Source organism: Ruegeria sp. HKCCA0370, assembly GCF_013033705.1.
In the GTDB taxonomy this organism is placed as follows: Bacteria; Pseudomonadota; Alphaproteobacteria; order Rhodobacterales; family Rhodobacteraceae; genus Ruegeria.
The window spans coordinates 55,859-75,635 of the sequence record NZ_WQEP01000013.1 but is presented as its reverse complement, the minus strand read 5'-3'; the positions used below and the strand labels follow the sequence as shown (position 1 = coordinate 75,635).

Genomic DNA, 19,777 nt, shown 5'->3' with positions numbered 1-19,777 from the left:
AGATGGACGACTTTTACGCCGCCCGCAGCAAGATCATCCCGCCGCTACCGTGGTCGACTTTCTCACCGCCGTTCTCAAATTTACCTTATGCCGCGCAAATCTGAAGCTTAAGAGTCACTGGAAAGCCCACCGGTGGTGTGGCTTTAGAGTGCGAGGCTTGAGGAGGTCTGATACTCTCAAGGCAGCATCATTTTCTATGTAGGAACACATCGTGCTCGAGCCGATTCAGCCCAAAAAAGTAAGACAAGGCATTGCATGTGCTGGCAATTGGATACTTGATACAGTTCACTCAATTTCGCATTGGCCTGAAAAGTCGGGGCTGGCGCTCATAAAAACCCAGCATGTCGACCTTGGCGGCGGACCCGCCAATGTAGCCTTGGGACTGAAAGCCATGGACGTGTCTTATCCGGTAATTCCAATTGGTCTGATAGGCGCAGGCGCATTGGGCGACGAAGTTTTGCGTCTAAGCGCAGAAGCGGGGTTGCCTTTAGACGGCCTACTGCGAACAACACGTGCAACAACATCCCAGACGCATGTGATGAACGTACAAGGTGACAGCCGCACCTTTTTTCACCACCGAGGCGCTAACAGTTTATTTGATGCGGCGTCGGTTAATATTGATGAGCTATCGGACGCCGGTATTAAGCTATTATATCTTGGCTATTTAACGTTACTAGACAGACTGGATGAGATCCTGCCAGAGGGAAAAACTAGAGCCGCACGGCTGTTGTCAGTTGCCCGCGCCAAAGGCGTGAGGACTTGCGTTGACCTCGCATCGTTCAGGTCCGACACCTACTCGGATATTGTGTCAAAGACGCTTCCCGAAATCGATTTTCTGTTCGCGAATGAACTCGAAGCTGAGGCGGCAACAGGCATAAATCTCACGCAAAAATCTGATCCCAACGAAATGATGAAAGCAGCTCGCTTTCTGAAATCCGGTGGGGTCAATCGAGCGGTAATAATACATAGCCCAACACAAATCGTATGTTGTGAAACAGAGGTTGAAATTGCCTTCGCGCCTGATCCGATACCTGCTGAAGAAATCATCAGCCCTGTGGGTGCGGGAGATGCTTTCTGCTCCGGCGTTATTCATGGTCTCCATGAAGATTGGCCTATTGAGAGTTGTCTCAAATTTGGCGAGAAAGCTGCCGCCGCCTGCTTGTCTGGGCATACTGCCACCGATGGACTCAAAACAATCTCAGTTCCGCGGATCCCGCCATAGAAAATCGTTCAGACTAGAGGCGACTATGTCCCGCTTCTTCCCAGTTCGTGAACAGCGTTTCGAGTGGCTGCTATATTGTGCGTTCTTATTGTGGTCCTCATATTGTCCGAATACGCACCTTTGGGCCAGTTGGGCCAGAAACAGCACCGTTATCCCTTTTGCCTGAGAAACAGCGTCGTATTACCCGGTAGGTGCATAGAAATTGAATGATCCTGATTGCTCCATGCAACCGTTTCACTCTCATAGGAGCCCCAACCGTGGCCTGTTCCTCCAAACTCTGCAGCATCACTGTTCAGGACAACTTCCCAGTGGCCTGAATTAGGCACACCCAGCCTGAATCCGTCGCGAGGTGTCGGCGTCATGTTGCAGACAACAATCACGGGATCCTTGCCTTCATCGCTCTGGCGGACCCATGCGTAGACGGACAAATCGGACTGATCGACTTCAAGCCAGTAGAAGCCGGAGGCCATACAATCAGTTTCGAACAGCGATGGTGTTTGGGCGTAGAACTTGTTCAGCGCCTTCACCCATGCCTGAACGCCGCGGTGCCATTCATGATCCAGTAGGTGCCAGTCGAGGGATCGTTCATGAGACCATTCCTCGCCCTGTGCAAATTCCTGCCCCATGAACAGGAGTTTCTTGCCCGGATGGCCCCACATGAAGCCGTAGTAGGCCCGTAGCCCAGCAAACTTGTCGAACCCGTCGCCCGGCATCTTGGAGATCATCGAGCCCTTGCCATGCACAACTTCGTCATGACTGATGGGTAGGATAAAATTCTCCGAGAACGCGTATGTGAGGCCAAAAGTCATTTCATGATGATGGTGCGACCGGTGAATGGGATCGCGCGCCATGTATTGCAGCGTGTCGTTCATCCACCCCATGTTCCACTTGAATCCAAATCCAAGCCCGCCTTGGTCTGTGGGTTGGCTGACACCTGGAAATGACGTGCTTTCTTCGGCCGCCATGATGATGCCAGAATCAGCGTCGTACACAAGTTCGTTCGTGCGCTTGAGAAAGGCGATCGCCTCAAGGTTTTCGCGACCGCCATGTTCGTTTGGCACCCACTCGCCCTCTTTGCGGGAATAGTCCCGGTACAACATGGACGCGACTGCGTCTACGCGCAGCCCATCGATGTGAAACTCCCGGAGCCAGTAGAGCGCGTTGGCGCAGAGATAGTTCTGCACCTCACGTCGCCCGTAATTGTAGATCAGTGTGTTCCAGTCCTGATGAAAGCCCTCTTTCGGGTCGGCATGCTCGTAAAGCGCGGACCCGTCGAATTGACCCAATCCATGCGCGTCGGTCGGAAAATGCCCCGGCACCCAATCGAGCAGCACTCCAAGGCCCGCGATATGGCATGCATTCACGAATTCCCGGAATTCGTCCGGGGTGCCATAGCGAATTGTCGGAGCAAACATACCAATGGGCTGGTACCCCCACGAGCCGTCGAACGGGTGCTCGGACACAGGCATCAACTCTATGTGGGTGAACCCCATGTCGCGCACGTAATCCACCAATTCCTTGGCGAATTCGAGATAGCTAAGCGGGCGGTTGCCGTCCTCGACCTTGCGCCGCCACGACCCCAGGTGGACTTCGTAGATCGAAATAGCCCGGTCGTGGCGATTGCGATCCGCGCGTTCAGTCATCCAGGCGTCATCGCTCCATTCATATCCGTCTAAATCGCGCACAACCGACGCCGTGGCGGGGGGATGCTCTGCTCCGAAGCCGACCGGGTCGGCCTTGAGCGGCAGAATGTTTCCTTGCGCATCACGGATTTCGAATTTGTAGAGCGAACCCTCGCCCAGGCCGGGAATAAAGATCTCCCAAATCCCGGTCGTGCCCCGTGCACGCATTACGTTTCGCCGTCCGTCCCATAGATTGAATTCGCCCACAACGGAAACACGGCTTGCGGCCGGGGCCCAGACCGCGAAGTTCACGCCCTTTACGCCATCATGCTCCAGCGGATGGGCCCCGAGTTTTTCCCACAGGCGCAGATGTGCACCTTCGGCGATCAGGTACTCATCCATCTCGCCGAGTACCGGCCCGAACCTGTAGGCGTCATCCTGCTCCCAGACATTGCTGTCATTTCGGGCACGCAGGCGATAGGCGCCAGCCGCCACGGGTTTGCGGACAAAACCCGAGAACAGCCCGCGCCCGTCAAGGCGATGCAACTCGGCCTCAACCTTGCCGGTTTTGCCATCCAGGACCTCGACACTAAGTGCGCCCGGGATCAGCACGGTAACACTCCAGCGCCGCCCGTTTTTGTGAGGGCCAAGAACCGAAAACGGATCGCTCATCGAACCTGCAAGCAACGCTTCGGCAGTGGCAGAGTCAAAGGCGGGGGAATAGCTGATTGTGGTCATTCTGTCTCTCCTGCAAGCGAGTCGATGCCCCAGATGTCTTTCGCATAGCCCTGGATTGTACGGTCGGACGAGAACCAACCGGACAATGCGGTATTGAGAACGGCCATGCGCGCCCACGCGTCTTTGTTGGCAAAGCCGCCGTCGACCCTGCGCTGCGCGTCCCAGTAGGCATCGAAATCGGCGGCGACCATGAAATAGTCGTCCCGCAACAGCTTTTCGAGCACCGGCCAGTGACGCGTCGGATCACCGGGCGAATAAAACCCGGTGCGTACTTGCTCGATGACTTCGTTCAGGATCGGGCTTCGGTCGATATAGTCCTGCATGACATATCCCTCGCGCGCGGCATGTACTTCGGCAGCGGTCATCCCGAAGATATAGATGTTGGTGGCCCCCACGTGGTCGCAGATTTCCACATTGGCACCATCGAGCGTGCCGATCGTAACCGCACCGTTCAGCGCGAACTTCATGTTTCCGGTGCCGGAGGCTTCTTTGCCAGCAGTTGATATTTGTTCGGACAGGTCCGCCGCCGGGATCAGCATCTCAGCCAAGGATACATTGTAATTCGGCGGATAGACCACCTTGAGTCGGTCGCCGATCACCGGATCAGAATTGATCGATTGTGCGATGTCGTTGATCAGGCGAATGATGTTCTTGGCATCGATATACGCTGGTGCCGCCTTACCGCCAAAGAATTTGACCCGGGGTGTCCAATCCGCATCCGGTTCGCGGCGGATCGCATTGGCAAGGGCTGCGGTTTCAAATGCATTCATCAGCTGGCGTTTGTATTCGTGAATCCGCTTGATCTGAATGTCGAACATCGCATCGGGCGAAATCTGCAGGTTCATGTTTTCGGCGACCCAATCCGCAAGCCTGCGTTTGTTGTCTTGCTTGATCGCCATAAAGCGCTTGCGGAAGGCGGGATCATCCGCCAATGGCGCGATGTTTTCCAGCTGCTCAAGATCTGAAACCCACTCCGTTCCGATGGTTTCGTTTAGCAAGTCCCGCAGACCCGGATTGCATCCATGCAGCCACCGACGCGGCGTTACACCGTTGGTCTGATTGAGAATTCGCTCGGGATAGACCTTATGCAGATCACTGAAGACGGTTTGCTTCATCAGGTCCGTATGCAGGGCCGAGACCCCATTGACCCTGCGCGAACACGTAAAGGCAAGCGTTCCCATGTTCACCACGTCGTTTTCGACAATGCGTGGGGCGGCGCTGGTATTTGATTTTGCAACGTCCCGGCTCAACCGGTCATCGATCCGTTCGATCAGTTGCATGTGACGCGGTAGGATACTGCCCATCAGCCCGACATCCCACGCTTCCAATGCCTCGGGCAGCAGCGTGTGGTTGGTGTAGTGCAATGTGTTCTGCGCAGTGTCGAACGCATCGTCAAAGCTCAACCCGTGCACATCTGACAGCAGACGGATCAACTCGGGGCCAGCGATTGCCGGATGGGTATCATTCATCTGGATCGCAACTTTGGTTGGCAGCGCGCGCAGATCGCCATTGTGCGTCAGGAAGCGGCGCAAGAGATCCTGAAGCGAGGCGGAGGTAAAGAAAAACTCCTGCTTGAGGCGCAATGCCTTGCCTGTTTCGGTGCTGTCATCGGGGTAAAGGACGCGCGAAATCGTTTCCGCCAGCACCTCGGGTGCGGCGGCCTGCATGTATTCGCCGCGGTTGAACGGATCGAGGTCAAAAATCTTCTTGGGCTTAGCGGACCAAAGCCGCAGCGTATTTGTCCAGCGCGCCTGCCAACCGGCAACCGGCGTGTCATAAGCCTGTGCCATCACGATGTCGGATGGGCTCCATTTGGCTTGTGCGCCCGTCTCAATGACCTCACCGCCAAAGCCGATATCATAGAGGCATTCCGAGCGTTCGAATTCCCAATTGTGCTGGTGGCGCAGCCAGTCCTCTGCCATTTCTACCTGTTTGCCCTGATCGAAGGACTGCCGGAACAAACCATGCGCATAACGGATGCCATAGCCATATGCGGGAATACCGAGACAGCTCAGGCTGTCCAAAAAGCAGGCGGCCAATCGGCCAAGACCGCCATTGCCCAATGCGGCATCCGGTTCGTCGTTTACCACATCGGCAAAGCTGATGCCGTGTTTCGCCAGTGCTTCGCGTGCATCATCCTCAAGCCCGAGGTTGTTGACCGCGTCCTCCAGGATGCGCCCCAAAAGAAACTCCATCGACAGGTAATAAACCCGCTTCCGGTCCTTGGCATATGTACGGTTCGTCGCTTCGAACCACGGTGCGATCAGTTTGTCGCGCACCGCGCGGGACAGCGCGAGGCGCCAGTCCGTGGTGGAGGCCGTGTCCGGGGTCTTGCCAACGCTATGGGCAAGATGAAAGTCGATTGCCTGTGTCAGCGACCCGGGTTCATAGATATCTTTCATGGTCTGTTCCATCCTGCTCTTGTTCTGATTTGTCTCGGACGGTCGCATCAGGTGATGACATCCGCCTTTGTGCGCCCGGTGTGCCTTCTGATCTGCGCTAGCGCTTCTGCAGCCTGAATGACTGGGGATAGCGCTTCTCGCACATTCATGTTGTGATCGCCGCTGCAACCGACGAACCGCTCCAGGTAGACACGCAACGTAGCCCCTTGGGTCCCCGTGCCGGACAGACGAAACACAACGCGGGAACCGCCGTCAAAGCGGACGCGGACGCCCTGCCCTACGGTCAGGCTTTGATCAATCGGGTCGCGGTACGAGAAATCATCTGCCTCAACGACTTTCATGTCCTCGACCATTGAGCCGGGAAGCGTGTCTGACCTTTCGCGCAATGCCGTCATCAACGTATTTGCGATGTCGGTCGGGATCTCTTCGTAGTCGTGACGCGAGTAGTAGTTCCGGCCAAAGCTGCGCCAATGATCCCGCTGAAGCTGCACGATATCCCGACCATCCCGCGCCAGAATGTTCAGCCACAGCAGAACTGCCCACAGACCATCCTTTTCGCGGATGTGATTGGATCCAGTGCCTGCGCTCTCCTCGCCGCAAAGTGTCGCCTTACCCGCGTCCAGCAGATTGCCGAAAAATTTCCAGCCGGTCGGCGTTTCAAAACAGGGAATCCCCAACCGTTCGGCAACTCGGTCAACCGCCTGGCTTGTCGGCATCGAACGCGCGACGCCGCTAAGTTTCCCGGAATATGCCGGGGTCAGGTGGGCGTAGGCCGTCAACAGCGCCAGACTGTCAGAAGGCGTCACAAACGTGCGTTTCCCCATGATCATGTTGCGGTCGCCGTCTCCATCGGAGGCGGCGCCAAAATCAGGGGCATCAGGGCCGTTCATGACGCCGACAAGCTCACTGGCCCATACCGGGTTGGGGTCAGGGTGCCCACCGCCGAAATTCGGCGATGGAACCGCGTTGATCACCGAACCAGCTGGCGCGCCTAATGCGCCTTCCAGTATGCGCTTGGCATAGGGACCGGTGACCGCATGCATTGCATCGAAGCAGATGCGGAAGCCGTTCGCAAACAGGGTGCGGATGGCATCGAAATCGAACAGTTCCTGCATCAGCGCTTCGTAATCCGCCACCGGATCAACCACATCGATTTGCGTTTTGCCCAATCTGAAGCGGCCGGGTTCGTCAAAATCGCATGCGTCTTCTTCAGCGATTTTGTATTCGGTGATCTGCTGGGTTCGGGCGAAGATCTCATCTGTGATCTTCTCGGGTGCCGGGCCACCATTGGGGGCATTGAATTTCACACCGAAATCACCGTCCTCACCACCTGGATTGTGGCTTGCCGACAGGATGATACCCCCATCGGTTTTGAATTTCCGGATCAGGTTGGATACTGCGGGCGTTGACAGGATGCCGTTCTGTCCAACAATCAATCGAACAGCACCGTTGGCTGCCGCCATACGGATGATTACTCCAATGGCCTCGGAGTTGTAAAACCGCCCATCCCCGCCAACAACAAAAGTTTTGCCCGCGGCACCGCCGGTGCCGTCGAACACGGATTGCACAAAGTTCTCGAGATATCCCGGTGTGCGGAATACTGAGGTTTTCTTTCGCAGACCCGAAGTTCCCGGTTTCTGCCCCTCAATGGGCGACGTGCGAACAGTCTTGAAGGTCATTGTCCTTCTCCATTCCATTTTGGTTTGACCGACTCTGCGCTGACATCTCTGTGCCAAGACACACAAATGCGTCGGACGTCTTTATGTCACTCACCGAAAACGGCGCTTTCAGCCGCCAGTTTGGGAATTCGTCAACGGTGCCTGGCAGGTTCTGCTGGTCTTTTCGTTCCGCAATGTCATCGAGTTGGACGGCCACGATTTCGGAGTTTGAACGCGCAAGTCGGCGGTGGATTTCCTGAACAGGCTGTGATGCTCCCAATGTTTGAGCTGCGGCCTGACGGTCCGCGCGAACGTTCGCAAAGCAAGTGCGGTCTATGCTGCCAATCTCGGCGCGTACTCGGGCATCCTCTGCCGCGAAAAACCCGGCAATGGTGGGTGTGTCATGTGTGGCGAATGCACATACAGCTTTTTTGCGCGTCTTCGAGGTGTCAACAAATCCACCGTCCTCGGAGCGCATGTATTGCAGCACGTCCAGCCCGTATATCCCTGCCGCTTCAGTCTTTTCGCGCAAGCCGGAGGGAACGAGGCCAAGATCCTCGCCAATGACAATCGATTTGGTTCTCACGCTTTCTATGGCGACCACAGCGAGAAGAGCGTCAAAGGGATATCTGACATATGTGCCTTCTTCGCTTCCTTCCGGTATCCAGTAGCTGCGCATCAAACCCAGCACGTGATCAATCCGGATCATTCCGGCGTGACGCATTACTGTCCGCAACAGTCGCGCAAATCCGGCATAGCCTTGTTTTCGGATCCTTATTGGGCACAGCGGGGCGAGACCCCAGCTTTGCCCCGACGGACCAAGCGGATCGGGCGGCGCGCCCAACGTAGCGCCGGTCACCAGGGCTGTGTCCTTGCTCCATGTTTCCGCGCCACCAAGGCGCGGTCCTACGGCAAGATCCAGATACAAGCCGAGCCGCATACCGGCCTTGATGGCGCGGGTTTGCGCGTTGGCGAGCTGAACATCAGATTGCCACTGCCCCCACTCAACTAACGCAATTTCCTGCTCGTGATCATGCGCAAATGCGGCCACTGCGCCTGAGTCCCGATCTTGGTATGGCGTGGGCCATTTGCGCCAGTCTGAACCAAAGCGAAAGGCAAGCGCTTCAAACACCGCGAAATCACGCAGGCGCGCTCCTCCCGAGGCTCTAAAACCGGCCAATGAACGCTTTTCAGGCGCTCCATCCGGTAGACGTAGAAATTCCTCAAACCCGTCATCCAGGGCTGCTGCATTTTCTTGCAATGCAGCCCGGTAGTTGATCAGGTCACACGAAGCCGATCCCGTTTCAGTGCAGTACCATGTATTCAAAAATTCACGATGACTTGGCGAATAAGGGCTAACTACGTCATCAGGACGGACTTGACCCATCGCATGTATGGGATTGATCCCGACAAAATCGGCCCCATGCATTGCCATAGCCGCAGCATATTCCCCAAGAGAATGATAGCTACCCAGAGATGCAGCGGTCTTGTCTGTAAGCCCATACAAAGCAGTAAGAACGCCCCAAATGCGCGGCTCGGCGATCAAGTCTGAAAGGTTCAGCGCTCGCAACGGGCGAGCCAGGACCCAGGATGTAAATTCTCCGTTCAGGCAGAGCCGATGAATGCCGATTGGCAAAGCAGGAATAGCGATGGATTGCACCGCCACTCCGCTTTCCACAACCTTCTCGCCAGATTCGGTTTCAAGGCTCCACGAAACCGTGCGCGAAACCGGAAACTTGGCTGGCTGACCTGCTGTGACGATCAGCTCTTGCGGCAGCTGGCGCTGTTCTTCTACTGTCCGCATTCGGTGCAGCACCACCCTTGCGTCTGCCTCAGACGTCACGTCCAGTCCCATGGCGCGCAGAACAGCAACCTGGGTGTCGGGCGCAACCTGGATCAGTTGCCCGTCAAACCCCCTGTAATCGGACGCCACGCCGACGAAGCGGCAAAGTTCTGCAACCCAATCCGTCATGATACGGCCGCCTTACCAACAAACAGCGAAACGGAATGGGCAGAAGCGCATTGACGCTTTCTGTCAACTACGTCGACAGGCTCTGTATCCGGCTCGGCTGTGTCCAGTACACGCTGCCAAACCAGACCCGGTCCCGGATCAGGTAAGAATAGTTTCTTGGGCTGTTCGTTTCCGTTGACCACAATCAGAGCGGTTCCCTCAGGAGAAAACGAGCCCTCCGCCTCACCACGTAAATGAAGACAAAACCCATCCAACGACGGATCCCGCCAATTTAGCGTACCGCCGTCCAGGCCGGACCAGGAGACATCAGGATTGCCATCGTTCCGGATTCGCCCGTGCAGGAATCGGCTTTGGCGCAAGACGGGTGTATTGCTCCGCAGCGCGATAAGATTCTGCGCAAATGCCAGCAGGTCGTTGTCAGCGGAAGCCCAGTTGATCCAGCTGATTTCATTGTCCTGACAATAGGTGTTGTTGTTCCCGCGTTGCGTTCGTCCGATTTCGTCCCCGGCCAGAAGCATGGGCGTTCCCTGCGACAGGAACACGGTGGCCAGCAAATTGCGAACGCGCAGGGCGCGGCGTTCAAGAATGTCTGGATTGTCCGTGTCCCCTTCCACTCCGCAATTGTCCGACAGATTGTTACCGTGGCCATCCTTGTTGCTTTCGCCATTGGCCTCGTTGTGCTTCTCGCGATAGCGGGTTAAGTCGGCCAGGGTGAACCCGTCATGCGCTGCAACGAAGTTGATGGAACTAGTTGTCCGGCGTCCCGGTCGATCGAACACGGATGCTGTGCCAAGGAAGTTGCCTGCAAGCTCTTGCGCAGAATGGGCGTCCCCGCGCCAGAACCGGCGGGTGGAATCGCGGAACTTGTCATTCCACTCGCCCCAGTCAGCGGGATAACTTCCAAGCTGATAGCCGCCGGGGCCGATGTCCCAGGGTTCGGCAATCAATTTGCACCGGCTTAGCACCGGATCCTGTCGAATGGCATCAAAGAAGCCGCCATGCAGGTCAAACCCGTGGTGCTCGCGACCCAAAACCGTGGCTAGATCAAACCGGAACCCGTCGACTCCCATAACAGTGACCCAGTATCGCAGCGAATCCAATACAAGGCGCAATACGAAGGGGTGGTTGATCGCCAGAGTGTTCCCGCACCCTGTATCGTTGACATAGTAGCGCGCATGACTGGCCTGCAAATTATAGTAGGCCTTGTTGTCCAGCCCCCTGAAAGACAAGGTCGGCCCGCGGTGATCGCCCTCGGCGGTGTGATTATAGACAACGTCGAGGATCACCTCGATCCCCTCGGCATGCAGCCGATCGACGGCCTGACGAAACCCATCCGCCCCGTTTGGGCCAAAGTAACGCGGCTCCAGCGCAAAAAAACCCAGAGTGTTATATCCCCAATAGTTAGTCAGTCCGCGATCCACCAGAAAGCCGTCATTTAGAAAGGTATGGACCGGCAGCAACTCCAACGCGGTCACCCCAAGACCTTTCAGGTGCGAGATCACGGCATCGCTACCGAGGGCTTCATAGGTTCCGCGAAGTTCTGCGGGCACGTCGGGGTGCAACTGGGTCAGGCCCTTGACATGGGCCTCATAGATTACCGTTTCGTTCCATTCTCTGCGCGGGCCTGGCGCCCCTGACCAGAGGCGCTCAATGTCCGGCACCACCGACTTTGGCACAAATGGCGCACTGTCGATCTGACTGGGTTGCGTGTTGGTGTAATGGCCCGAGGGCTCATACCCAAGCATCTCCTTGCCTGACGACCAGTATCCACGGAACGCACGGGCGTATGGGTCAGCCAGCAATTTCCTAGGGTTGAACCTGTGGCCGCGATCGGGTTCATACGGCCCGTATGCTCGATAGCCATACAGCGTGCCGGGCTTCAGGCCGGGCACAAAGCCATGCCAAATCGGGCCCGTCTGCTCGGGCAATACCAGCCGTGTCACCTCGCGCTGCCCATCGGCGCTGAACAGACACAATTCGATCTTCGTCGCGTTTTCCGAGAACACGGCAAAATTGACCCCCTGCCCGTTGTAAACCGCGCCCAGTGTGGCGTGATCTCCGGCGTTTATGCTCATGATGGGCCTGTTGTCCTGCATGCCGGTTTAATTCTCCTGTAGCGACTTGTAGGCATCAGCCATGCGCTGTGCCGAACGGTCCCACCCGACCGGGTGTTTCATTGCGTTGCGCTGTGTTTTCTGCCAAGCCTTTTTATCTTCGTACAATTCCATCGCACGGAACAAAGCCTCTTTTAGATTTTCCGCACTGACGGGCCCGAACTGAAAACCTGTTGCACAGTCGGCGACAAGCGCTGCTGCATTCGCGTCAATAACCGTGTCTGCCAGACCACCCGTGCGCGACACAACTGGCAGCGTGCCATAGCGCATCGCGCACAGTTGGGTCAGCCCACATGGTTCAAAACGTGAGGGCACCAATGTGGCATCTGCCCCGGCTTGGATCAAATGCGCGAGGTCTTCGTCAAAGCCGATTTCAACACCAACGCGATCCGGATATCGCTGGGCCAATTCCCGAAACCCGTATTCCAGCGCCGTTTCGCCTGAGCCAAGCAGAACAAAGGAAGCTCCTTTATCCAGAACAAAGGGCAAGGCTTCCAACGCCAGATCAAGACCTTTCTGCCCGGACAGTCGGCTGATAACCGAGAATAGTGGCCCCGTCCTGTCGGCCCCTAGTCCAAAACGTCGTAGCAGAGCCTGTTTGTTTTTATTTTTTTTGGCCAAAGTGCGGCTGGAATAGGTTTGCGCGATCGCAGGGTCATTGGAGGGATCCCAGACCTGAGTATCGATCCCGTTAAGTATGCCCGACAAGTCGGCGTTACGCGCATTCAGCACACCTTCAAGCCCCATGCCAAACTCAGGCGTAAGCAACTCGCGTGCATAGGTCGGGCTGACAGTCGTTATTTGATCTGCCGCCATCAGCCCCCCTTTGAGAAAGCTGATCTGTCCGTAGTACTCAAAACCGCTTTGCGTAAACTGTGCCGGATCAAGGTTCAGCGTCCCCATCATCGTTGCAGGGAAATTTCCCTGAAAGGCGATATTGTGGATGGTTAGGATACAGGGTGGTGTCGCAGCGCCACTTGCTCGTGCATAGACTGGCGTAAGGCCAGCCTGCCAGTCATGTGCGTGAAGCACATCAGGCCGCCAACCGTCGATGCCAGCGCGCCCGATTTCTGCACCCAGCCAACTGAGCAGGCCAAACCGCAAATGGTTGTCTTTCCAGTCCAAGCCCGCTTCGTTCAGGTATATTTGGCCAGGTCGGTCATACAGGTGCGGTGCATCCACCAATAGCAAACTGACGCCGCTGGCTTTCTTGGCGAGCACCCGCACGGGCCCACCAAAAGCCGCACCCAAATTCATAACTTCCCTGGCTCCCTTCGCCAGATGCGCGATTTGGCGGTACAGCGGCAGCAGAACGCGGCATTCAACATCGATATCGCCCATAACCCGGGCGAGCGCGCCCACCACGTCGGCCAGTCCTCCGGTTTTGACAAAGGGTGCGCATTCAGAAGCGATTGAGAGTTGCTTGAGGGTCATAGGTCCAGTTTGTCGATCATGGGTTGAGTGATCAGGCATACGCCATTTTCCGTTCGACGGAAGCGCGCCGCATCTTTTTCGGGGTCTTCTCCGACAACAAGCCCCTCAGGGATGCGAACCGAACGGTCAATCACGACATTCTTGAGCCGCGCTCCGCGCCCGATATCGACGTTGGGTAAAGCCACCACACCGTTGAGTTCAGAATAGGAGTTTGCGCGCACACCGGTGTGCAACAGACATTGGTTCAACTGCGCCCCGGAGATGATGCATCCGCCAGCCACCATCGAAGATACGGCAAGGCCGCGGCGATCTTTTTCGTCATGTATGAATTTTGCCGGTGGCGTCAATTCGGAATACGTCCAGATCGGCCAGGACTGATCATAGAGGTCGAGTTCAGGTTGAAAGTCGGTCAGGTCAATATTGGCCTGCCAAAATGCATCAACTGTTCCGACATCACGCCAATATGGCTTTTGCTCTAAAGAACTGGTCACGCAGGACCGGCTGAAAGGATGCGCATACGCGTTTCCCTTTGCCACCAGCGCTGGAATGATGTCCTTCCCGAAATCATGCTCGGACGCTTCGGAAAGGGCGTCTTCACGCAGCAACTCGATAAGGTATTCAGTTTTGAAGACATAGATACCCATGCTGGCCAATGACTGGGATTCGTCATTCGGCATGTGCGGCGGATTTTCGGGCTTTTCGACAAACTCCAGAATTCGATCGCTGTCATCCACGGCCATAACGCCAAATGCGCTGGCCTCGTGACGGGGCACTTCAATGCACCCTACGGTGACATCTGCTCCGGTTTCGACATGCTGTTTCAGCAACAGCGAGTAATCCTGTTTGTAAATATGGTCACCTGCAAGAATAAGTATGTATTTGGGCGCATAACCCTCGATAATATCGATGTTTTGCGTAACGGCGTCGGCAGTTCCCAGATACCAGTGGCGTTCGTTGACACGCTGGGATGCCGGAAGAATGTCAAGTGACTCATTTCGCTCGGCGCGGAAAAAGCTCCAACCGCGCTGCAAGTGCCGGATCAGACTATGTGCCTTGTACTGCGTCGCGACCCCGATGCGGCGAATGCCGGAATTCACGGCGTTGGATAAAGCAAAATCGATAATGCGTGTCTTCCCGCCAAAATAGACTGCGGGCTTGGCGCGAATGTCGGTCAGTTCCTTCAGGCGACTGCCCCGCCCTCCTGCGAGGACAAAAGCCATCGTTTCCCGAGCAAGTCGATGCGTGGAGATAGTCATTCCAGAGTGCTCCTTTGCTGACGCCGAATCGCCGCCATGAGTGAGTCGATGTGGTGATAATTGCATGCCGAAACCAATTCGTTCAGTCAATAACTAAATCACAGTGATTTAATTATTGACACATCCCACGGAGTCAGCCAGTTTGGCAAAAAACGCTCTGCCCGGCACTGTTTATGGGAACCTAATGGAATACGACCCAAGAGTTATGAATGAATTCGTCGAAACAGACGTCGCAGCGCGAGGGTCCAATCAAAGCGGCATGCGCGTCTACAACGAGCGCCTGGTTCTGTCGCTGGTTCGCCAAGCTGGCGCGATGGCCAAGGCGGAGATTGCCCGCAAGACTGGGCTTTCCGCGCAGGCCGTATCAGTCATCACCCGGTCACTTGAGGCAGATGGGCTGCTGGAACGCCACGCGCCGGTTCGCGGCAAGATCGGGCAACCTTCCGTACCTCTTAGTCTTGCAAAAGATGGGGCGTTTTTTCTCGGCTTGAAAATTGGCCGCCGCAGCCTTGAACTGGTTCTGACCGATTTCCTGGGCAAAGTGAGGGAGAGGGTGTGCGTAAACCACGCCTATCCGACACCCGATGGCGCGGTGACATTCGCAAGAAACGAGATTGAGCGGCTGTTAAGTCGGATCCCGGCGGATCACCAGAAACGTGTAGGTGGCCTAGGTATTGCGCTGCCGTTTCAGCTTTGGGACTGGGCGGGAACATTGGGTGTTGAGCCTTCGAAGATGGATGGTTGGCGCAATCGGAACATCGCTGTAGAAATTGGCGAATTATTTGAATTTCCCGTGTATTTGCGCAACGACGCGTCAGCTGCATGCGGCGCGGAACTGGTGTTCGGTGATGCCGGTAAACCCCGAGATTTCCTGTACTTCTTCATCGGCTTCTTTATTGGCGGCGGGCTGGTTCTCGACAACACGCTTTATACAGGATCAACGGGGAACGCCGCAGCTTTGGGGTCACTTTATGTGCCGGCATCAGATGGGCGTTTGCGTCAACTCGTCGAGATCGCCTCATTGGCGACATTGGAGAACGCTGTAATTGCAGAAGGACATGCGGCAGCAATGCCCTGGAATTCTCCGGTAGACTGGAGATTGCCGGAAAACACGTTAGAGACATGGCTTGCTGATGCAGCACAGGGGATCGGCCATGCGATCCTGTCATCCGTTAGCGTGATCGACGTGAACCACGTTCTGATTGATGGGTGGATGCCAGACTCGGTGCGCTCTGAACTGGTCAATCGCGTGCGATCGTATGTGTCCCGGCACTCCGCTGCAGGCATCCATATCCCGAATGTCCTGGAAGGTTCGATTGGGCCGGACGCGCGCTCACTCGGCGCGGCGAGCCTGCCTTTGTCCGAGCGCTTCCTTGTGGAACGCAAAGCATTTCTGAAAGGTTCGACCTCATGATCCTGTGCTGTGGTGAAGCTCTCATCGACATGATTCCAACTCCAAGCAATGCTGGCTCGGATGGTTTTGTGCCACATTCGGGTGGCGCGGTTTTCAACACGGCGATAGCCTTGGGGCGGCTCGGGGTGCAAACGGGGATGTTGACCGGGTTGTCCAGCGATATGTTCGGGCAGCAGCTTTCCGAAGCACTAAAAGCCAGCCATGTCGACACTTCTCATGTGATTACTTCGGAGCGCCCGACCACACTGGCATTTGTACGCTTGCAGGATGGGCATGCAACCTACGATTTCTATGACGAAAACACTGCTGGACGTATGCTAACGCCTCAGGATCTGCCGGACCTGTCCCCCGAAGTTTCGGCACTCTATTTTGGAGGGATCAGTTTGGCCTGTGAACCCGGTGCGAACGCTTATGCAGCATTGCTCGAACGAGAAGGCAAGAATCGCGCTGTTATGCTCGACCCGAATATCCGTCCACAGTTTATTCAGGACATACGGTCCTACCGGGGGCGATTGAACCGGATGATGAGTGCCGCAGACATCTTAAAAGTCTCGGACGAGGATCTGAACTGGATTGTCCCATCGCCGCTGTCGCTGAACAAAAAGGTCGAGCTGGTTATAGAGATGGGCCCGAGTGTTGTCATCCTCACGCGCGGCGGCGAAGGGGCAACAGGGTTTCTGGCTGACGGGACTGAGGTCACTGTACCCGCGCGCCGTGTTGAAATCTGCGACACTGTCGGCGCGGGTGATACGTTCAATGCAGGCTTTCTGGCAAAACTGTCGGAATTGGGTGCTCTCCAGAAAACTAACCTTAGAGGCGTACCGTTAGAAACTGTCGAGCAGGCACTGGAGCATGGAGCAAAAGTCGCCGCCGTTACGGTTTCCCGAGCTGGCGCCAACCCACCCTGGGCAAACGAGTTGTGATCTTTGTCGGCGTTTTTTTTGAGGCGCGATGTTAGCGCTATCTGCGCATCGAAACACAAGATGCCGGCATAAGACCAAGGACATAGAAGCGGAAGAAGACACATGACTAACTGCTGGAGCAAACTTAAAGAGAATTTTTCGTCTGCGAAGGATCGAAGCATAAATTCGCTGTTTGACGACACGACCCGAATGGATCATTTCTCAGCGGAAACGGATCAGTTTCTGCTAGATTTTTCCAAAACCAATATCGATCACGAAGCCTTGGCGTTGCTGATCAGATTGGCCGAAGACACTGAAGTTGCCGCCAAGCGCGAGGCCATGTTTGCAGGACAAAAGATTAACAAGACTGAAGATCGGGCGGTCCTGCATACCGCTTTGCGTGCAAGCAACACTGTACCGTTAACCGTTGATGGAAAAGACGTGCGACCTGGTATCGAAGTTACGCTGTCCAGGATGGAAAGCTTTTGCCGAGCCGTCCAATCCGGCACAATTTTGGCGTCAGGCGGCGAACGGTTCACAGATGTAGTCAACATTGGAATTGGCGGCTCCGATCTTGGCCCCGCGATGGCGACACGAGCGCTGGCCCCGTATCATATTGGACCACGATGCCATTTCATTTCCAATGTCGATGGCGCAGATTTGACAGACACCCTTTGCGGTCTGGATCCACGACGTACGCTGGTGATCATTGCTTCGAAAACCTTCACCACCATTGAAACCATGACCAATGCCAAATCTGCCCTCAGATGGTTGAAAGCCGGTGTTGGTGAAGCTGTCGCAGACCACTTGGCCGCCGTTTCCACCAGTCTCGAACGCACAGCGGAAATGGGAATCCATCCCACGCGAGTTTTTGGTTTCGCAGACTGGGTAGGCGGTAGGTATTCGCTCTGGGGGCCAGTTGGCCTACCGATAATGATGGCGATTGGCCCCAAGAACTTCCGCGAGTTTCTTGCGGGCGGTCTTGCAATGGACACACATTTTCAAACCGCACCATTCGCGCGCAACCTTCCAGTCCTTCTGGGGTTGGTAGGAATTTGGCACCGAAACATATGCCAGTATTCTTCCAGAGCCATTCTGCCCTATGATGAACGCTTAGGCCGCTTGCCTGCATATCTTCAGCAATTGGATATGGAAAGTAACGGCAAACGGGTAACGTTAGACGGCAAAGAACTGAGCCATGCATCTGGCCCGGTCGTCTGGGGCGAACCGGGAACCAACGGGCAGCACGCGTTTTTCCAACTCTTGCATCAAGGAACCGAAGTTGCTCCTGCTGAATTCCTGATCGCGGCCAAAGGGCATGAACCCGCTTTGCAAGAACATCATGACCTTCTCAAAGCGAATTGTCTTGCACAATCCGAGGCACTTATGCTGGGTCGCACCTATGATCAGGCGTTAGCGATTGCCCGAAACTTGGGCTACGACGGCTCCGAACTTCGTACCCAGGCGACTCAAAGGGTTTTTCCAGGAAGCCGGCCTTCGATCACACTTGCATTCCCCAAACTGACCCCTTTCGTCTTGGGGCAGATCATTGCTCTGTACGAACATCGCGTGTTTGTCGAAGGTGCGATCTGGAATATCAACTCTTTTGATCAATGGGGCGTCGAGCTTGGCAAAGAACTTGCCAATATGCTCTTACCAATGGTTAAAGGTGCGGCACCAAATGGAAAAGATGCATCGACCTGCAGGTTGCTGAAAAAGCTGGCCGTCTGAACGAAAATTTTTCCAACGCGATCTCAGCATCTACGATCAAACACGCCCCGTATCCGATTCAAACCCAGACTGACGAGCAAATGAAGTTCGGGCGCTTGACAATCCCAAGTTTGCATCCCTAAATTTGACAATAATTGACGCGCGCAATATTTTAAATTGGTGTGGGGAAATATGGCACAACGCAGAATTCGCAATATGGAAGAATTTGCCGCAGTCAGCGGAATTTCCCGCCCGACTGTATCGAAATACTTCAACGATCCGGATAGCGTCCGCGCGACCACACGGAAGAAAATCGAGACCGCGTTAGAGGAACACGATTATCACCCGAATGTGTTCGCAATGAACCAGAACCGGCGCAGAACCAAGAACATTGGCGTTGTCGTGCCAAATCTGGCTGACCCGTTTTTCTCGGAGATCGCGCGTCGGGTTGAACTTGCCTGTATCGAGGCGGGATATAGCCCTATCCTGCTTAGCTCGCATGGCAACCCAGAGATGGAACGCGACAACCTCACGTCACTCCGGTCTTTGAAAGCTGCCGGCGTTCTACTTGCGCCATTCGGGCGCCTCTCAGAAAAAGATCTGGTCAAAACGTTTGAAGCAGATTTTCCGCTGGTGCTTTTTGACGCGAACATCAGTGGCGTCGGTCAAGCGTTCGTTGGCACCAACAACACCCAAAGCATCGATTTGATGGTTGAATACCTGTGTCGAAGCGGCGAGCCACCATGTTTCTTTGAAATGAAATTTCCAACCAATCCAAATGCCAAAAAGCGCCGTACGGCGTATATCGAAAGTATGGAACGGCACGGGCAAAAGCCGCATATCTTTCAAGCCAATGGAAAAGGGTGGAATTTTGAAGAAATCGGTCGAGACGAAGGAGGTCGGTTGCTGGCTGAGAACGTGTTTCCCACCAACACTGTATTGTGCAGCAATGATCGCCTAGCCATAGGCATGTTATCTGCCGCCTATGGTCTTGGGATGCGCGTCGGTCAGACCGCTGGTTGCCACATCAGGATAGCCGGTCATGACGACCATCCATTTTCAAAATTCACTTGCCCTCCTTTGACGACAATCGCGCAGGACTACGAAGCAATTGCGAATCGAGCAGTACATACATTGTTTGGAGTACTCGAGACGGAAGAAAACCTGCGCGATCGGCAGGAAACACTCTTTGAAGGTCGTTTGATTATGCGAGACTCCGCCTAAGCTATTAAAAACGCGCCCGCTTTATAGTTTCTTTACGCGCGTTAATTTTTAATTGACTTCGCGTCATTATATTGGCTAGAGTGCTATCCATCATCCAACGAGGAGGAAA

12 protein-coding genes are annotated in these 19,777 nt (G+C 55.3%); 5 read left to right on the top strand and 7 right to left on the bottom strand.

The window, feature by feature from the left end:
- The first annotated feature begins 211 nt into the window (after nt 1-211).
- Nucleotides 212-1,222 (top strand): carbohydrate kinase family protein, encoded by a 1,011-nt coding sequence (locus GOW31_RS20050; protein WP_171117872.1) that lies wholly within the window; start codon nt 212-214, stop codon nt 1,220-1,222.
- A 149-nt stretch (nt 1,223-1,371) separates the two neighbouring features.
- Here GOW31_RS20050 and glgB read toward each other — a convergent pair whose 3' ends face one another.
- Genes glgB through glgC form a run of 7 tightly spaced genes read right to left on the bottom strand, consistent with a single transcriptional unit; the run spans nt 1,372 to nt 14,418 of the window.
- The gene (gene glgB / locus GOW31_RS20045) at nt 1,372-3,582 is read right to left on the bottom strand and encodes a 1,4-alpha-glucan branching protein GlgB (RefSeq protein WP_254441779.1); all 2,211 of its coding nucleotides are present in this window, start codon (nt 3,580-3,582) and stop codon (nt 1,372-1,374) included.
- On the bottom strand, nt 3,579-5,984 hold the full coding sequence (locus GOW31_RS20040) for a glycogen/starch/alpha-glucan phosphorylase (protein WP_171172520.1): 2,406 nt from the start codon (nt 5,982-5,984) through the stop codon (nt 3,579-3,581). Before GOW31_RS20040 ends, glgB begins: the two co-directional genes overlap by 4 nt.
- Nucleotides 5,985-6,031: 47 nt before the next feature.
- On the bottom strand, nt 6,032-7,663 hold the full coding sequence (locus GOW31_RS20035) for an alpha-D-glucose phosphate-specific phosphoglucomutase (protein ID WP_171172518.1): 1,632 nt from the start codon (nt 7,661-7,663) through the stop codon (nt 6,032-6,034).
- Nucleotides 7,629-9,614 carry a 4-alpha-glucanotransferase gene (gene malQ, locus GOW31_RS20030; protein ID WP_171172515.1) on the bottom strand — a complete coding sequence of 662 codons (1,986 nt, stop codon included), beginning with the start codon at nt 9,612-9,614 and terminating at the stop codon, nt 7,629-7,631. Before malQ ends, GOW31_RS20035 begins: the two co-directional genes overlap by 35 nt.
- Entirely contained in the window at nt 9,611-11,689 is a 2,079-nt protein-coding gene (gene glgX, locus GOW31_RS20025) for a glycogen debranching protein GlgX (RefSeq protein WP_171172513.1), read from the bottom strand. Before glgX ends, malQ begins: the two co-directional genes overlap by 4 nt.
- A 27-nt stretch (nt 11,690-11,716) precedes the next feature.
- Nucleotides 11,717-13,162, bottom strand: a complete 1,446-nt coding sequence (gene glgA / locus GOW31_RS20020; RefSeq protein ID WP_217356719.1) for a glycogen synthase GlgA — start codon at nt 13,160-13,162, stop codon at nt 11,717-11,719.
- Nucleotides 13,159-14,418, bottom strand: coding sequence for a glucose-1-phosphate adenylyltransferase (gene glgC / locus GOW31_RS20015; protein WP_171172528.1), 1,260 nt, complete (start codon nt 14,416-14,418; stop codon nt 13,159-13,161). Before glgC ends, glgA begins: the two co-directional genes overlap by 4 nt.
- Before the next feature lie 205 nt (nt 14,419-14,623).
- Between glgC and GOW31_RS20010 the strand changes: the two genes are divergently transcribed.
- The 4 genes from GOW31_RS20010 (at nt 14,624) to GOW31_RS19995 (ending at nt 19,668) form a co-directional block, all read left to right on the top strand.
- Nucleotides 14,624-15,832, top strand: coding sequence for an ROK family transcriptional regulator (locus GOW31_RS20010; protein WP_254441778.1), 1,209 nt, complete (start codon nt 14,624-14,626; stop codon nt 15,830-15,832).
- Nucleotides 15,829-16,755, top strand: a complete 927-nt coding sequence (locus GOW31_RS20005) for a carbohydrate kinase (protein WP_171172509.1) — start codon at nt 15,829-15,831, stop codon at nt 16,753-16,755. Before GOW31_RS20010 ends, GOW31_RS20005 begins: the two co-directional genes overlap by 4 nt.
- A gap of 102 nt (nt 16,756-16,857) precedes the next feature.
- Nucleotides 16,858-18,465 carry a glucose-6-phosphate isomerase gene (pgi, locus tag GOW31_RS20000; RefSeq protein ID WP_171172507.1) on the top strand — a complete coding sequence of 536 codons (1,608 nt, stop codon included), beginning with the start codon at nt 16,858-16,860 and terminating at the stop codon, nt 18,463-18,465.
- A gap of 171 nt (nt 18,466-18,636) precedes the next feature.
- Complete coding sequence (locus tag GOW31_RS19995; protein WP_171172505.1) at nt 18,637-19,668, top strand: LacI family DNA-binding transcriptional regulator; 1,032 nt, start codon at nt 18,637-18,639, stop codon at nt 19,666-19,668.
- Nucleotides 19,669-19,777: the final 109 nt, after the last annotated feature.

What these genes read in the sequence shown, in the direction of transcription:
- glgB (WP_254441779.1), bottom strand. Translation starts at nt 3,582, where the DNA reads ATGACCACAATCAGCTATTCCCCCGCCTTTGACTCTGCCACTGCCGAA.
- GOW31_RS20040 (WP_171172520.1), bottom strand. Translation starts at nt 5,984, where the DNA reads ATGAAAGATATCTATGAACCCGGGTCGCTGACACAGGCAATCGACTTT.
- GOW31_RS20035 (WP_171172518.1), bottom strand. Translation starts at nt 7,663, where the DNA reads ATGACCTTCAAGACTGTTCGCACGTCGCCCATTGAGGGGCAGAAACCG.
- malQ (WP_171172515.1), bottom strand. Translation starts at nt 9,614, where the DNA reads ATGACGGATTGGGTTGCAGAACTTTGCCGCTTCGTCGGCGTGGCGTCC.
- glgX (WP_171172513.1), bottom strand. Translation starts at nt 11,689, where the DNA reads ATGAGCATAAACGCCGGAGATCACGCCACACTGGGCGCGGTTTACAAC.
- glgA (WP_217356719.1), bottom strand. Translation starts at nt 13,162, where the DNA reads ATGACCCTCAAGCAACTCTCAATCGCTTCTGAATGCGCACCCTTTGTC.
- glgC (WP_171172528.1), bottom strand. Translation starts at nt 14,418, where the DNA reads ATGACTATCTCCACGCATCGACTTGCTCGGGAAACGATGGCTTTTGTC.
- GOW31_RS20010 (WP_254441778.1), top strand. Translation starts at nt 14,624, where the DNA reads ATGAATGAATTCGTCGAAACAGACGTCGCAGCGCGAGGGTCCAATCAA.
- GOW31_RS20005 (WP_171172509.1), top strand. Translation starts at nt 15,829, where the DNA reads ATGATCCTGTGCTGTGGTGAAGCTCTCATCGACATGATTCCAACTCCA.
- pgi (WP_171172507.1), top strand. Translation starts at nt 16,858, where the DNA reads ATGACTAACTGCTGGAGCAAACTTAAAGAGAATTTTTCGTCTGCGAAG.
- GOW31_RS19995 (WP_171172505.1), top strand. Translation starts at nt 18,637, where the DNA reads ATGGCACAACGCAGAATTCGCAATATGGAAGAATTTGCCGCAGTCAGC.